We start from the raw sequence: 12,355 nt of genomic DNA, 5'->3' as shown, positions 1-12,355 counted from the left end.
GGTGTTCTAAAGCGTCCTTACGTGTACGCGCGAGGATGACGGGTCGCCTTTAGCCGCGTCAAGCCGGTGGCGGTAGGGGCGACGGGTTCAGGACAGGCTGACCCGCCCCCCGGCGTGACGCTCCAGCCGGCCGGCGAGTTCCAGTTCCAGCAGCACGGTCTGGACGATCGCCGGCGCGGATCCCGATTGGCGCACCAGTTCGTCGACGCTGACCGGGACGGGGCCGAGCAGCGCGGCGACCCGCGTTCGATCGCGCTCGCTCGCGTCCTCGGGCGGGGGGCCGGCATAGCTGCCGGACGGTGCCCGAACGCTCCGTGGGTCGATCGGCCGGATCTGTTCCAGGATGTCGTCGGCGGTCTGGATCAGGGTCGCGCCCTCGCGGATCAGCAGGTTGCACCCTTGCGCGCGCGGGTCGAGCGGACTGCCGGGCACGGCCATGACCTCGCGCCCGGCCTCCGCCGCCAGTCGTGCGGTGATGAGCGAGCCGGATTTCGGTACCGCCTCCACCACCACCGTGCCGCGCGCCAGCCCGGCGATGATCCGGTTGCGATAGGGGAACAGGCGTGCGCGCGGTTCGGTGCCCGGCGGCTGTTCGGCGATCAGCAGGCCGTCATTGGCGACGTGGTCCTGAAGCTCGCGGTTTTCCGGTGGGAATACGATGTCGATGCCGCTGGCGATGACGCCGATCGTGCCGCCGCCAGGGCCGGTTCCAGCGCCCAGCGCGCCGACATGCGCGGCGGTGTCGACGCCCCGCGCCAGTCCCGACACCACCGTCGTCCCGCTCTCCGCGAGCGCATGGCCCAGTTCGCGCGCGAACCGGACTGCGGCGGCCGACGCGTTGCGCGCGCCGACGATCGCCACGCAGGGGCGCATCGCCAGCGCGATGTCCCCGCGACAGGTCATGACCGGCGGCGCGTTTTCCAGTTCGGTCAGCAGCGGGGGATAGTCGGGATCACCGATGAACAGATACCGCGCGCCCAGTTTCGCGGTCGCCGCCATCTCGCGTTCGATGACGTGGCGGTCGGGCAGGGCGGGGGCGTTGCCGCCGCCGCGCCGGGCCAGCATCGGCAGGGCGGCGATCGCGCTGGCGGCATCGCCGAAGCGCGCGATCAGCTGGCGATAGGTGACCGGGCCGATGCCGGTCGTTCGGATCAGGCGAAGCCGGGCGAGATCCGCCTCGATCACGCCCGGTCCTTTTTGCGCCCGATCCGCGGCTCGGTCCCATCCAGCAGCCGGCCCAGATTGTCACCGTGTTTCCACAACACGATCAGCGCCAGCGCAAGGAGCAGCAGGACCAGGTCGAACCGGCCGAATACCGCCGCCGCGACCGGCGCGCTGATCGCCGCCGTGATCCCGGCCAGCGAGGAAATCCGCAACGACGCCAGCAGTCCGAGCCAGACGACGGCATAGACCACCCCGATCGGCCAGTGCAGCGCGACGACGATACCCATCAGCGTCGCCACCCCCTTGCCGCCGCGAAAGCCCAGCCAGACCGGGTAGCAATGCCCCAGGAACGCGGCAGCGGCCGCCAGCGGCGCGTTGCCCGGCCAGACGTGCGCGACGATCAGCACCGCCGCCACGCCCTTCAGCATGTCCAGCAACAGGGTCGCCGCCGCCAGCCCCTTGCGGCCGGTGCGCAGCACGTTGGTCGCGCCGATGTTGCCCGACCCGATCTGACGCAGGTCGCCGGCCCCGGCGACGCGCGTCAGGATGATCCCGAACGGAATCGACCCCAGCACATAGCCGAGCAGCAACGACAGCGTCGGTGCGATCCAGATGATTTCAGTCTGCAAAAGGCCCCCCGTGTTCCCTTTATAACCCAAGGTTGCGCAGGCGCAAACGTCATGGATCAATGTCGACCGGACCGCCGCCGGCATGTCTTCCTGGCCGCGTCCCCTTTGCCGGGTCGGTGCCACGCGCTATGGCGCTGCGATGCACGACGACCGGCCGATCCTGTTCTTCGATTCCGGCGTGGGCGGCCTGTCGATCGTCGGGCCGACACGCGCGCTGCTGCCGACCGCCCGGTTCGTCTATGCCGCCGATTCCGCCGGTTTTCCGTACGGTACGCGCAGCGAGGCGGAGATCGCGGCGCGGGTACCGGTTCTGCTGGGGCGTCTGGCGGAACGCTATCGCCCGCGGCTGATCGTGATCGCCTGCAACACCGCGTCGACCATCGCGCTGCCGGCAATCCGCGCCGCGCTCGATTTGCCGGTGGTGGGGACCGTGCCGGCGATCAAGCCGGCGGCCGGACTGAGCGTGACGCGCACCATCGGCGTGCTCGGGACGGAGGCGACGGTCCGCCAGGCCTATGTCGATGACCTGACCGCCCGGTTCGCGGCCGATTGCACGGTGCTGCGTCATGGATCGGCCGAACTCGTCGCGCTGGCCGAGGCGCACCTGCGCGGTTTGCCGACGCCACCGGACCGGTTCGCGGCGGTGCTTGGCGGCCTGTTCGATCAGCCGGGGGGCGACCGCATCGACGTCATCGTCAACGCCTGCACCCATTTCCCGCTCGTCGCCGATCATCTGGCCCGTGCCGCGCCGCATCCGGTCCGGTTCGTCGATGGCGGGCCGGGCATCGCGCGACGGATCGCATGGCTGACGCGCGACAGCGTCTGGCCCGACCGTGGTCAACGCTCCGGAAACGACGATGTCGCCGTCTTTACCCGGTTGGGCGATCCGGAACTTGCACTGGCCCCGGCACTTGCCGCGCGGGGCTTCGGGCGGCTGGAGTCGCTTTAGGCGGCGATGGCCTGCGGCACGCGGGCCATGGCGGCATAGCGATCGGCCAGCTCCAGATGGATGCGCCGGATCATCGCATCGTCGCTGCGCGCGGCAAGCGCGCGTTCCTGCTGTTCGCGACGGGTCAGATAGGTCTGGCTGGCACGCGGATCGGTGTGGGTCTGCATCGTTGGATCCTCCAGTTGCGGTAACGGGAGCACGCCGTCTCTCAGTCGCGGGTCCGTCGACACCATGCCGGGCCGGATGTGCCGCGATGACCATGGTGTATCACGCGCGGACCCCAGCGCCTATTGATCCACGGCAGTTGATCCACGGCAATGTGCCCGGTGCGGCCATGGAGCGTGCCGGGCCTGGCCGGGCCTGGCCAAGCTTGAGTGCCGGGGTCGATCACACCCAGTGTTCAAATCCGCTGGAAACGCAGCGGCGAGGGGCGTAGACGGTCGGGTCATGAGCATCAGCGCTACCGGCGACGTCCGCGTCGATTATACCCGAGTCTTCGCCCAGGCGATCGACCGGCTGCACGCCGAGGGGCGTTATCGCGTCTTCATCGACATCCTGCGCAACAAGGGATCCTATCCCAATGCGCGGTGCTTCGCGGGCCATAACGGACCGAAGCCGATCACCGTGTGGTGCTCCAACGACTATCTCGCGATGGGCCAGCACCCCAAGGTGATCGCGGCGATGGAAGAGGCGCTGCACGACGTCGGCGCAGGCTCCGGCGGCACCCGCAACATTGGCGGCAACACGCATTATCACGTCGATCTGGAACACGAGCTTGCCGACCTGCATGGCAAGCAGGGCGCGTTGCTGTTCACCAGCGGCTATGTCTCGAACGAGGCGACGCTGTCGACGCTGGCCAAGGTGTTGCCGGGCTGCGTGATCTTTTCCGACGAACTGAACCATGCGTCGATGATCGCGGGGATTCGCGGTTCCGGCTGTGAGAAGCGTGTGTTCCGCCACAACGATCTCGCCCATCTGGAGGAACTGCTGGCCGCCGAGGATCCGTCGGTGCCCAAGCTGATCGCGTTCGAAAGCGTGTATTCGATGGAGGGCGACGTCGCGCCGATCGCCGGCATCTGCGACCTGGCCGACCGGTACAACGCGCTGACCTATCTGGACGAGGTCCATGCGGTCGGCATGTACGGCCCGCGCGGCGGCGGCATTTCGGAACTTGACGGGCTGGCCGACCGGCTGACCGTGATCGAGGGGACGCTGGGCAAGGCGTTCGGCGTGATGGGTGGCTATATCGCCGCGGACCAGACGATCATCGACGTCATCCGCAGCTATGCGCCGGGCTTCATCTTCACCACCAGCCTGTCGCCGGTGCTGGTCGCCGGGGTACTGGCCAGCGTTCGCCACCTGAAGGCATCGAGCGTCGAGCGCGAGGGGCAGCAGGCCGCCGCCGCCCGGTTGAAGGCGATGATGGCCGATGCCGGCCTGCCCGTCATGCTGGGCGACACGCACATCGTGCCGCTGATGGTCGGCGATCCGGTCAAGGCCAAGAAGATCAGCGACATCCTGCTCGCGGAATACGGGATCTACGTTCAGCCGATCAACTACCCTACCGTGCCGCGCGGCACCGAGCGCCTGCGCTTCACGCCCGGCCCGGCGCACAGTCCGGCGATGATGGTCGAACTGACCGAGGCGCTGTGCGAGATCTGGGGCCGGCTGGAACTCCGCAAGGCGGCGTAGGAGCCTCCCGACGCGCGGAGGGGGTGAACACCCTCTACAGCGCCGCCGCCAGCAAGGTCAGCCCGCCAAGCCCGAGCGATAGCGGCACGCGCAGGCCCATCCACCCGGCGGGGGCATAGCCGCCGGCCACCAGCGCCCGGTCGACCGCAAGCGCGCCGATCAGGGCGACGCCCAACATCACCAGCGACGGTCCCGGCCAGGCGAGGCCGACAGCCCAGGGCCAGGCACTCGCCAGTGCGATCAGCGACGGGGTGACCGCGGCGATCCAGATCCAGCGCGGCGGATGGTCCGCGCGTGCCGCCAGCCCCCACCACAGCCCGCCGAGAAAGCTCAGAATGACGGCGGCATAGGCATAGCCGAGCGCCAGCGCGGAGAACCGTCCCTGCGCATCGCCGGTCAGCAGCAGCAGGATCACCGCCCCTTGCGGCAAGAGGCCCGAAAGGCCGAGCAGACGGGCGATCGGCGGGATGCCGCCTGCTGGCGGGGAGGAAGGGGCGCGTGTCATCGACGACCCGGATAGAGCGGCGCCCGCCCGGCCTCAAGGCCGGATAGCCGTGTTCTCATGCCTGACCGGTATTTGCCGGGACAAGGGACGATCGACCGATGCCGGCTGTAAAAGCCCGGCGAACGCGGACCGGCTTCGGCTGACGGATCAAGACAATGCGCCACAACCGGTCGGGGTTGCAGCGCATTTTGTCGATGCTTCGCGATGGTCGGGGCGGAACGTGGCGATGGCCGGTCCCGTCCCGGGGCATCAGGGCATCATCACCGTGTCGATGACGTGGATCACGCCGTTCGACTGGTTGACGTTGGGGATCGTGATCTTGCCCATACCGCCCTTGGCATCCATTATCGCCCAGCCCGAACCGGCCTTGTGGAACGACAGCGTGCCGCCCTGGACGGTCGTGTAGGTCGCGGTGCCGCCATTCGCCTTGGCCTTGGCCGCGATCTGCGCCGCGGTGATCTTGCCGGGTACGACATGATAGGTGAGGATCGACGTCAGCGTCGCCTTGTTCTCCGGCTTCACCAGCGTGTCGACCGTGCCGGCGGGCAGCTTGGCGAAGGCGGCGTTGGTGGGCGCGAAGACGGTGAACGGACCCGGACCCGACAGCGTCTCGACCAGACCGGCGGCCTTCACGGCGGCGACCAGCGTGGTGTGATCCTTCGACTTGGATGCGTTCTCGACGATGGTCTTGGTCGGATACATGGCCGCGCCGCCGACACGCGGGTTGCTCTGGGCGCTGACGACGGCGCTGCCGCTGATGACGAGGGCGGCGGCGATCGACGCGATACGCAGGGTCTTGGACATGGGGACGTCTCCTGTCACACCCCGGGGGAGGGTGCTTCGGGCGTAGAGACGGACAAGGGTGCCCGCCGGATGCATCAGACCCGTGCGAGGACGCCGGTTGCCACGACCGGGCCGGTCGGCAGCGCGGTCGGCGACCCGCCAAGCGGCTCGACCGAAATGGCCAAGGTGCCGCCGGGGGCAAGACGGGCACGATCCGCCGGTGCCAAGGTCATCGTCGCCGGCGCGGTATCCATCAGACCCAGCGAATGGGGAACGCCGTCGCCACCGATGATCCAGAGCTGCGCGACGCGGTCGGCGGCGGTTTCGGGGACGGCGGCGATCCGCAACGTGCCCGTTGCGCTGTCGAACGCGGCGGGAATGGCGGGCGTCGCCGTACCGGCCAGCGAGGCCAGCAGCAGCGGCTTTGCGGCCGGCGCCTGCGCGACGACGACCGGCACGCGGACGGGAACAGGATTCGGACGCAGGACAAGAACCATCGCCAGCGACGCGGCGATCGCGCTGGTGACCGCGGCGACCGACCAGCCGAAACTGCGCCGCACGGGCTTCGTCGCGACAGCGCTCGCGGCGGGTGCCGCGATCGACGCCATCACGCGCGGCTCCAGCGTCGCCGGTGCCTCGACGGTCGGCCACTGATCGTTGAACTGCGCGAAATAGCTGCGCCACAGGTCGACGTCGCGCGCGAAGTCGGGATCGGCCAGCACGCGGCGTAGCGCGGCGGCCTTCTCCGACCCTTCCAGCAGGCCAAGCGCCAGTTCGGCGGCCTGCATGTCGGGATCGGTTGATTCGGGCGACCCGGGGGTGGGGGGCAGGTCAGGCGTCACGGCCGAGGCAATCCTTCAACCGGGCAAGACCACGCCGCACCCAGCTTTTCATCGTCCCCAGCGGCACGCCGGCGCGTTCCGCCATGTCGGCATAGGTCACCCCGTCGAAAAACGCGGTGCGGATCGACGTCATCTGCCGTTCTTCAAGCTCCGCCAGGCAGGCGTGCAGCCGGTCGGCGTCCTGCCCGCTTTCCAGCACGGTCAGCGCGTCGGGTGTCGAATCGGCGATGTCGGGGGCCTCGTCCAGCCCGACCGCGCGGCGCGTACCCTGCGCGCGCCGCCAGTCGATCGCCCGGTTGCGCGCGATCGTCGCCAGCCATGTGATCGGGCTGGCCCGTCCCGGTTCCCACGCTCCCGCGCGCTTCCAGATCGTGATGTAGACGTCGTGCAGCACATCCTCCGCGGCCTGGCGTTCCCCGCAGATACGCAGACAGATGCCAAATAGCTTCGCGGAGGTCAGCGCATAGACGTCCTTGAACGCCGCGCGATCCTCCTCGCCGGTTCGCAACAGGGCTTCGGCCAGCCGTGCGCGGGCGGCATCGGCATTGGCGGATGGGGAAGCGATGGTGCGGGTCACGTCGCACGTTCTAGCGGGGCTTTCAGGCGCGGCAATAGCCTTCGCCGGGTTTCACGGTCAGGCAGTCCGTCTTGCCGGCGAGATATTTCAGGCCGGTCGCCGCCCCGTCGGTCGGGCGCAGCATCAGCGACTGGCCATCGCGGGTGAAGGCGATTCCGCCGCCGCTGGCGGTGCCGGCGAACGTGCCCTTGTGATCGAGGTCGTACTGCATCGTCAGCGTATACGTACCGGGCCGGTCGCCGCTCGCGACGTCCAGCACCATACCCTCCACCCCGACCCATCGTCCGGTCAGGTCCGGCATAGCAGCAGCCGTGTCGGTGTCGTCGTCGCCACCCTCGTCCGCCGGGACCGCTTCGGCCCCGTCCAGTGCCGCGCCGTTGGCGGTGGTCACGACCGCGCCCTCGGGCACCGGCGTGTCATTGGCAGGAATGTCGGCCGGTTTGCAGGCGACCAGGCCAAGGATCGCGATCGCCAGCAGGGGCAGCGGGGACATCGTCATTATGCAGAGCCTTTCGTCGTCAGCCGGTATGCAAACCGCCAGCACGGCCCGTGCGTTCCCGCACCCCGTCGCGCCTGTCCTTTACGAACAGGTGTGGCAATTGCGCGCCTGTCGGCGTAAGGGCGCGCACAGCCGGCCGAACCGCAGTTGCAGGAGCGCCTAAATGCGTATCGCCATCGCGTCCGATCACGCAGCCTATGGGCTGAAGGCCAGTCTCGTCCAGTGGCTGCGCGACGAGGGGCACGACGTGCTCGACCTGGGGCCGCATGACGACGCCCGCGTCGACTATCCCGATTACGGTCGCAAGCTGGCCGACACGGTCGCCGCCGGCGATGCGACGCGCGGTGTCGCGTTGTGTGGCTCCGGCATCGGCATCGCGATCGCGGTCAACCGCAACCCGGCCTTGCGCTGTGCGCTGGTGTCGGAGCCGCTGTCAGCGACGCTGGCGCGCCAGCACAACGACGCCAATGCGATCGCGATGGGTGCGCGCCTGATCGGCGACGACATGGCCAAGGCCTGCCTTGTCGCTTTCCTTTCCACCGATTTCGACGGCGGCCGCCATCAGGCCCGCGTCGACAAGCTTGCCTAGTTAAGGATCCTGCCATGAGCACCCAACCCCGCGACCTGCATGACGTCCAGCCCGACGGTTTCTTCACGCGCGGCCTTGCCGACGCCGATGCCGCGGTCTTCGCCGGCGTCGCCGCCGAACTGGAGCGCGAACAGACCCAGATCGAACTGATCGCGAGCGAGAACATCGTGTCGCAGGCGGTGCTGGAGGCGCAGGGGTCGGTCTTCACCAACAAATATGCCGAAGGCTATCCGGGCAAGCGCTATTATCAGGGCTGCGCGCCGTCGGACACCGTCGAGCAGCTGGCGATCGATCGCGCGAAGCAGATCTTCGGCTGCGGCTTTGCCAACGTACAGCCGCATTCGGGCGCACAGGCGAACGGCGCGGTGATGCTGGCGCTGGTCAAGCCGGGCGAGACGATCCTTGGCATGAGCCTCGACGCCGGTGGTCACCTGACGCACGGCGCGCGCGCGGCCATGTCGGGCAAGTGGTTCAACGCGGTTCAGTACGGGGTCGATGCCGAAACACATCTGATCGACTATGAGCAGGTCGAGCGCCTTGCCATCGAGCACAGCCCCAAGCTCATCATCGCTGGCGGCTCCGCCTATCCACGCCAGATCGACTTCGCGAAGTTCCGCGCGATCGCCGACAAGGTGGGCGCATATTTCATGGTCGACATGGCCCATTTCGCCGGCATCGTCGCCGCCGGCCTGCACCCGACCCCGTTCGGCCACGCGCATGTCGTGACGACCACCACGCACAAGACGCTGCGCGGGCCCCGTGGCGGGATGATTATGACCAATGACGAGGCGCTGGCCAAGAAGTTCAACTCGGCGGTGTTCCCCGGGCTTCAGGGCGGGCCGCTGATGCACGTCATCGCCGCCAAGGCGGTCGCGTTCGGTGAGGCGCTGCAACCCGATTTCAAGAGCTACATCGCCGCCGTCGTCGAAAACGCGAAGGTGCTGGCCGCGACGCTGAAGGAGCGCGGCGCGGACCTGATCGCGGGCGGCACCGACACGCATCTGGCGCTGGTCGACCTGCGCCCGCTCGGCATTTCGGGTCGTGACGCGGACGAGGCGCTGGAGCGCGCCGGCATCACCTGCAACAAGAACGGCATTCCCAACGATCCGCTGCCGCCGGTCAAGACCAGCGGCATCCGCGTCGGCTCGCCCGCGGGCACCACGCGTGGCTTCGGTCCGGCCGAGTTCCGCGAAATCGGCCACATGGTCGCCGACGTGCTCGATGGCCTAGCAAAAAAGGGCGAGCATGGGGATCCGCAGGTCGAAGCGGACGTTCGGACCCGCGTGCGCGCCTTGTGCGCGCGGTTCCCGATCTATCAAGGATAAACCCATGTCGAAGATCGAAGACATCCAGAACGACGTCAAGAGCACCCCGGATCTTGGCAAGAGCATGGCCAAGTGGAGCGCGCTGGGCGCCGTCGTCGCAATTCCCGTCCCCGTGATCGGCCCGATCTTCGGCGCACTCGCCGGGGCCGGCTATGCCTATTACAAGGGCAAGAAGAAGGTCTGAATGCGCTGCCCATTCTGCGGACATGAAGACAGTCAGGTGAAGGACAGCCGCCCCACGGAAGACGGGGTGGCGATCCGGCGCAGGCGGCAGTGCGAGGGCTGTGCCGCCCGTTTCACGACGTTCGAGCGAATCCAGTTGCGCGACCTGTTCGTGCTGAAGAGCGAGAGCCGGCGCGAACCGTTCGATCGCGACAAGCTGCTCCGCTCCATCTCGATCGCCGCGCGCAAACGCCCGGTCGAGGCGATCCGACTGGAAAAACTGGTCAGCGGTATCCAGCGTCAGCTTGAGACGACCGGCGAGAGCGAAGTGTCGTCCAAGCGGATCGGCGAGATGGTCATGGACGGGCTGAAAGTGCTCGATTCGGTTGCCTACATCCGCTTCGCCAGCGTGTACCGGGACTTCAGCGAGGCCCGCGATTTCGAGGCGTTTGCCGGGACCGTGGAGGAAGTGGCGAAGGGGTGAGCGGCCATTTTTTGGTATAACCACCCCGTTCGTCCTGAGTAGCCGCTGAGCGAAGTCGAAGCGGCGTATCGAAGGACAGGTTGGAACACGACAACGCTGCTTCGATACGAGCCTTCGCTACGCGCCCGGGGGGCGCTACTCAGTCTCTACTCAGCACGAACGGATGAAGGTAAGCGGTGCCGACAAAGGCGTTGCATCGCCTTGTCATATCGAAGGGCCGAAAGTTTGAGTTTCTACGCTTATATGCTCCGGTGTGCCGACGGCAGCTACTATCTGGATCATACCGATGATCTCGAGCGCCGTGTAGGCCAGCACCAAGGCGGTGAGATTGCCGGTTATACCCAAGACCGACGCCCGGTATCGCTTGTCTGGTCACAGGATTTTCCGACCCGGCTCGAAGCGCTGGAAGCCGAAAGGCAGATCAAGGGCTGGACCCGTGCAGAAAAGGAGGCGCTGGTCGCGTCAGACCGGGAAGCGGTACGTCGCCCGTCTGGCAAGATGTTCGACACGCCATCAAAATCCGTGGAAAACGTCGCCACGGTCGTTCCTCCCACGCCACCCCCCGTCATCATCCTCGTGCGCCCGCAACTGGGTGAGAATATCGGCAAGGCCGCCCGCGCGATGCTGAATTTCGGGCTGGTCGAGATGCGCCTCGTCACGCCGCGCGATGGCTGGCCCAACCCCTCCGCCGGTCCGGCCGCAAGTGGCGCGGATATCGTGCTGGAACGCGCGACCGTGTATGACAGCGTCGCCGCCGCGACCGCCGATTGCGCGCACGTCTACGCGACGACCGTGCGCAAGCGCGGCGTGACCAAACCGGTGGCGACGCCCGAACTGGCGGCGGCGGCGATCCATGCCGGCCCGGGCCGCAGCGCGATCCTGTTCGGGCCGGAGCGGTCAGGGCTGGAAACCGATGACGTGGCGCTGGCGCGCACGATCATCACCGTGCCGATCAATGCCGAGTTCGGCAGCCTGAACCTGGCGCAGGCGGTCATTCTGGTCGCCTATGAATGGTCGAAGGGGCAGGGGCTGGCCCAGCCGCCGCAGGTCGACCTGCCGCCGCCCGCCTCGCAGGAGGAGCTGGACGGCATGATCGGGCAGCTGGATGCCATGCTGGAGGGGACGGGATTCTATTTTCCTCCGGACAAGATCACCACCAGCAAGCGGACGCTGCGCACGTTGCTGACCAAGCCGGGCTGGTCGGCGCAGGAGGTGCGGACGCTGCGCGGTGTGCTGTCGTCGCTGTCGGGCAAGAAGCCGCGGATCGTGCCCGAGGTCGTGAAGACGGATTAACGCTGGTCGAACGCGGCCAGCTCATAGGTGATCGACGCCTCGACCAGCGTTTCCCACATGGCGGCGACCGCGTCGGCGGGGATCCCCAGCCGCGTGGCTTCGGCGACGGCCTGGTCGATCACCTGTGTCTTGCGCGCCTCGTCGCGCACCGCGCCGCGCATCGGTTTGATCCGGGCGGCGGCGTCCATATAGGCGAAGCGCCGGGCGAGCAGCGCGACGAGATCGCGATCGAGCGCGTCGACACCGGCGCGCACCTGCGCCATGGTCGTGCACGCGGGGCCGGCAAGAATGGTCGTGGTCATGGGACCGCGTGATAGCCATCCGGCCGGGCTTGTCCACGGGGCGTGCGGATTCACGGCGGGCTTGCATCCGGGCCGAGGTGCGTTATCCCCTTGATCCAGATACGGATATGAAGGGCGAATGTAACATGACGACCCTTAAGACACTCTCGACCATGACGCTGATCGCGATGGCGACCACGACGGCCGTATCCGCGCAGGGGACACCGCAGGTCAAACCGCCGGCGGAAAAGAAGATCTGTCGGGCCAATACGGAAACAGGCTCGATCCTGTCGCACCGCCGTTGCCACACGCGCGCGGAGTGGACGCAGATCGACCGTGAGAGCGGCCAGCGCAATGCCAAGGAGGTCGAACAGTTCGCCAACACCGTGCGGCGTCCCGACGGCACCGGCTTTAGCGAATAGCGGCGCATTCGGGAGCAACCGGCACGGTCCGCTGCTTAGACTCGCGCGGGGCCACCGGCTGACCGTGCGCCTGCGTGAATGACCCCGCATCCCGGCGAGGCGGCGATCGGTCTGTCGTCGCCACGTCGACCGGACGAAGCCGGGCGATATGTTGGACGG

At 67.8% G+C, this 12,355-nt stretch carries 17 protein-coding genes; 8 read left to right on the top strand and 9 right to left on the bottom strand.

Annotated elements, in window-relative coordinates; translation table 11 throughout:
- Positions 1-87: 87 nt before the first annotated feature.
- Both dprA and plsY read right to left on the bottom strand, forming a co-directional pair.
- Complete coding sequence (gene dprA / locus ASE75_RS03895; RefSeq protein ID WP_055928919.1) at positions 88-1,185, bottom strand: DNA-processing protein DprA; 1,098 nt, start codon at positions 1,183-1,185, stop codon at positions 88-90.
- Positions 1,182-1,793 carry a glycerol-3-phosphate 1-O-acyltransferase PlsY gene (plsY, locus tag ASE75_RS03890; RefSeq protein WP_055928916.1) on the bottom strand — a complete coding sequence of 204 codons (612 nt, stop codon included), beginning with the start codon at positions 1,791-1,793 and terminating at the stop codon, positions 1,182-1,184. The genes dprA and plsY overlap by 4 nt, the downstream gene beginning before the upstream one ends.
- A 139-nt stretch (positions 1,794-1,932) precedes the next feature.
- On the opposite strand from plsY, the gene murI reads away from it, so the two are divergent.
- A complete protein-coding gene (gene murI / locus ASE75_RS03885) occupies positions 1,933-2,742 on the top strand; it encodes a glutamate racemase (RefSeq protein ID WP_055928913.1) in 810 nt (269 codons plus the stop codon).
- On the opposite strand, the gene ASE75_RS15725 is transcribed toward murI, so the two are convergent.
- Positions 2,739-2,909 (bottom strand): hypothetical protein, encoded by a 171-nt coding sequence (locus tag ASE75_RS15725; RefSeq protein WP_200922300.1) that lies wholly within the window; start codon positions 2,907-2,909, stop codon positions 2,739-2,741. The genes murI and ASE75_RS15725 overlap by 4 nt on opposite strands.
- Before the next feature lie 280 nt (positions 2,910-3,189).
- Between ASE75_RS15725 and hemA the strand changes: the two genes are divergently transcribed.
- The gene (gene hemA, locus ASE75_RS03880; protein ID WP_055928910.1) at positions 3,190-4,434 is read left to right on the top strand and encodes a 5-aminolevulinate synthase; all 1,245 of its coding nucleotides are present in this window, start codon (positions 3,190-3,192) and stop codon (positions 4,432-4,434) included.
- A 34-nt stretch (positions 4,435-4,468) separates the two neighbouring features.
- Here the strand turns inward: hemA and ASE75_RS03875 are convergent, their stop codons facing one another.
- The 5 genes from ASE75_RS03875 to ASE75_RS03855 form a co-directional block, all read right to left on the bottom strand.
- Positions 4,469-4,939 carry a DUF3429 domain-containing protein gene (locus tag ASE75_RS03875; protein WP_055928907.1) on the bottom strand — a complete coding sequence of 157 codons (471 nt, stop codon included), beginning with the start codon at positions 4,937-4,939 and terminating at the stop codon, positions 4,469-4,471.
- Between the two features lie 249 nt (positions 4,940-5,188).
- Entirely contained in the window at positions 5,189-5,743 is a 555-nt protein-coding gene (locus ASE75_RS03870) for a fasciclin domain-containing protein (protein ID WP_055928904.1), read from the bottom strand.
- 74 nt (positions 5,744-5,817) lie between these two features.
- On the bottom strand, positions 5,818-6,564 hold the full coding sequence (locus tag ASE75_RS03865; protein WP_235512502.1) for an anti-sigma factor: 747 nt from the start codon (positions 6,562-6,564) through the stop codon (positions 5,818-5,820).
- Positions 6,554-7,141, bottom strand: coding sequence for a sigma-70 family RNA polymerase sigma factor (locus ASE75_RS03860; RefSeq protein WP_055928898.1), 588 nt, complete (start codon positions 7,139-7,141; stop codon positions 6,554-6,556). Before ASE75_RS03860 ends, ASE75_RS03865 begins: the two co-directional genes overlap by 11 nt.
- Positions 7,142-7,163: 22 nt before the next feature.
- Entirely contained in the window at positions 7,164-7,640 is a 477-nt protein-coding gene (locus ASE75_RS03855; RefSeq protein ID WP_055928895.1) for a hypothetical protein, read from the bottom strand.
- A gap of 163 nt (positions 7,641-7,803) precedes the next feature.
- Between ASE75_RS03855 and rpiB the strand changes: the two genes are divergently transcribed.
- The 5 genes from rpiB to ASE75_RS03830 all read left to right on the top strand — a co-directional run bounded on the left by rpiB (position 7,804) and on the right by ASE75_RS03830 (position 11,493).
- The gene (gene rpiB / locus ASE75_RS03850; protein ID WP_055928892.1) at positions 7,804-8,229 is read left to right on the top strand and encodes a ribose 5-phosphate isomerase B; all 426 of its coding nucleotides are present in this window, start codon (positions 7,804-7,806) and stop codon (positions 8,227-8,229) included.
- Positions 8,230-8,243: 14 nt separating this feature from the next.
- Complete coding sequence (gene glyA / locus ASE75_RS03845; RefSeq protein WP_055928889.1) at positions 8,244-9,554, top strand: serine hydroxymethyltransferase; 1,311 nt, start codon at positions 8,244-8,246, stop codon at positions 9,552-9,554.
- Between the two features lie 4 nt (positions 9,555-9,558).
- The gene (locus ASE75_RS03840; RefSeq protein ID WP_055928886.1) at positions 9,559-9,738 is read left to right on the top strand and encodes a hypothetical protein; all 180 of its coding nucleotides are present in this window, start codon (positions 9,559-9,561) and stop codon (positions 9,736-9,738) included.
- A complete protein-coding gene (gene nrdR, locus ASE75_RS03835) occupies positions 9,739-10,200 on the top strand; it encodes a transcriptional regulator NrdR (protein WP_055928880.1) in 462 nt (153 codons plus the stop codon).
- 225 nt (positions 10,201-10,425) lie between these two features.
- Entirely contained in the window at positions 10,426-11,493 is a 1,068-nt protein-coding gene (locus ASE75_RS03830) for a TrmH family RNA methyltransferase (RefSeq protein WP_082463774.1), read from the top strand.
- On the opposite strand, the gene ASE75_RS03825 is transcribed toward ASE75_RS03830, so the two are convergent.
- Positions 11,490-11,795 (bottom strand): chorismate mutase, encoded by a 306-nt coding sequence (locus ASE75_RS03825; RefSeq protein ID WP_055928878.1) that lies wholly within the window; start codon positions 11,793-11,795, stop codon positions 11,490-11,492. The two genes, ASE75_RS03830 and ASE75_RS03825, sit on opposite strands and share 4 nt — an antisense overlap.
- Positions 11,796-11,920: 125 nt before the next feature.
- Between ASE75_RS03825 and ASE75_RS03820 the strand changes: the two genes are divergently transcribed.
- The gene (locus ASE75_RS03820) at positions 11,921-12,196 is read left to right on the top strand and encodes a hypothetical protein (protein ID WP_156340095.1); all 276 of its coding nucleotides are present in this window, start codon (positions 11,921-11,923) and stop codon (positions 12,194-12,196) included.
- The last annotated feature ends 159 nt before the right edge of the window (positions 12,197-12,355 follow it).

The sequence above is a fragment of the Sphingomonas sp. Leaf17 genome (assembly GCF_001421505.1).
Lineage (GTDB): Bacteria > Pseudomonadota > Alphaproteobacteria > Sphingomonadales > Sphingomonadaceae > Sphingomonas.
The sequence above is the reverse complement of the archived record's forward strand: the minus strand, read 5'-3'. Positions and strand labels throughout refer to the sequence as shown.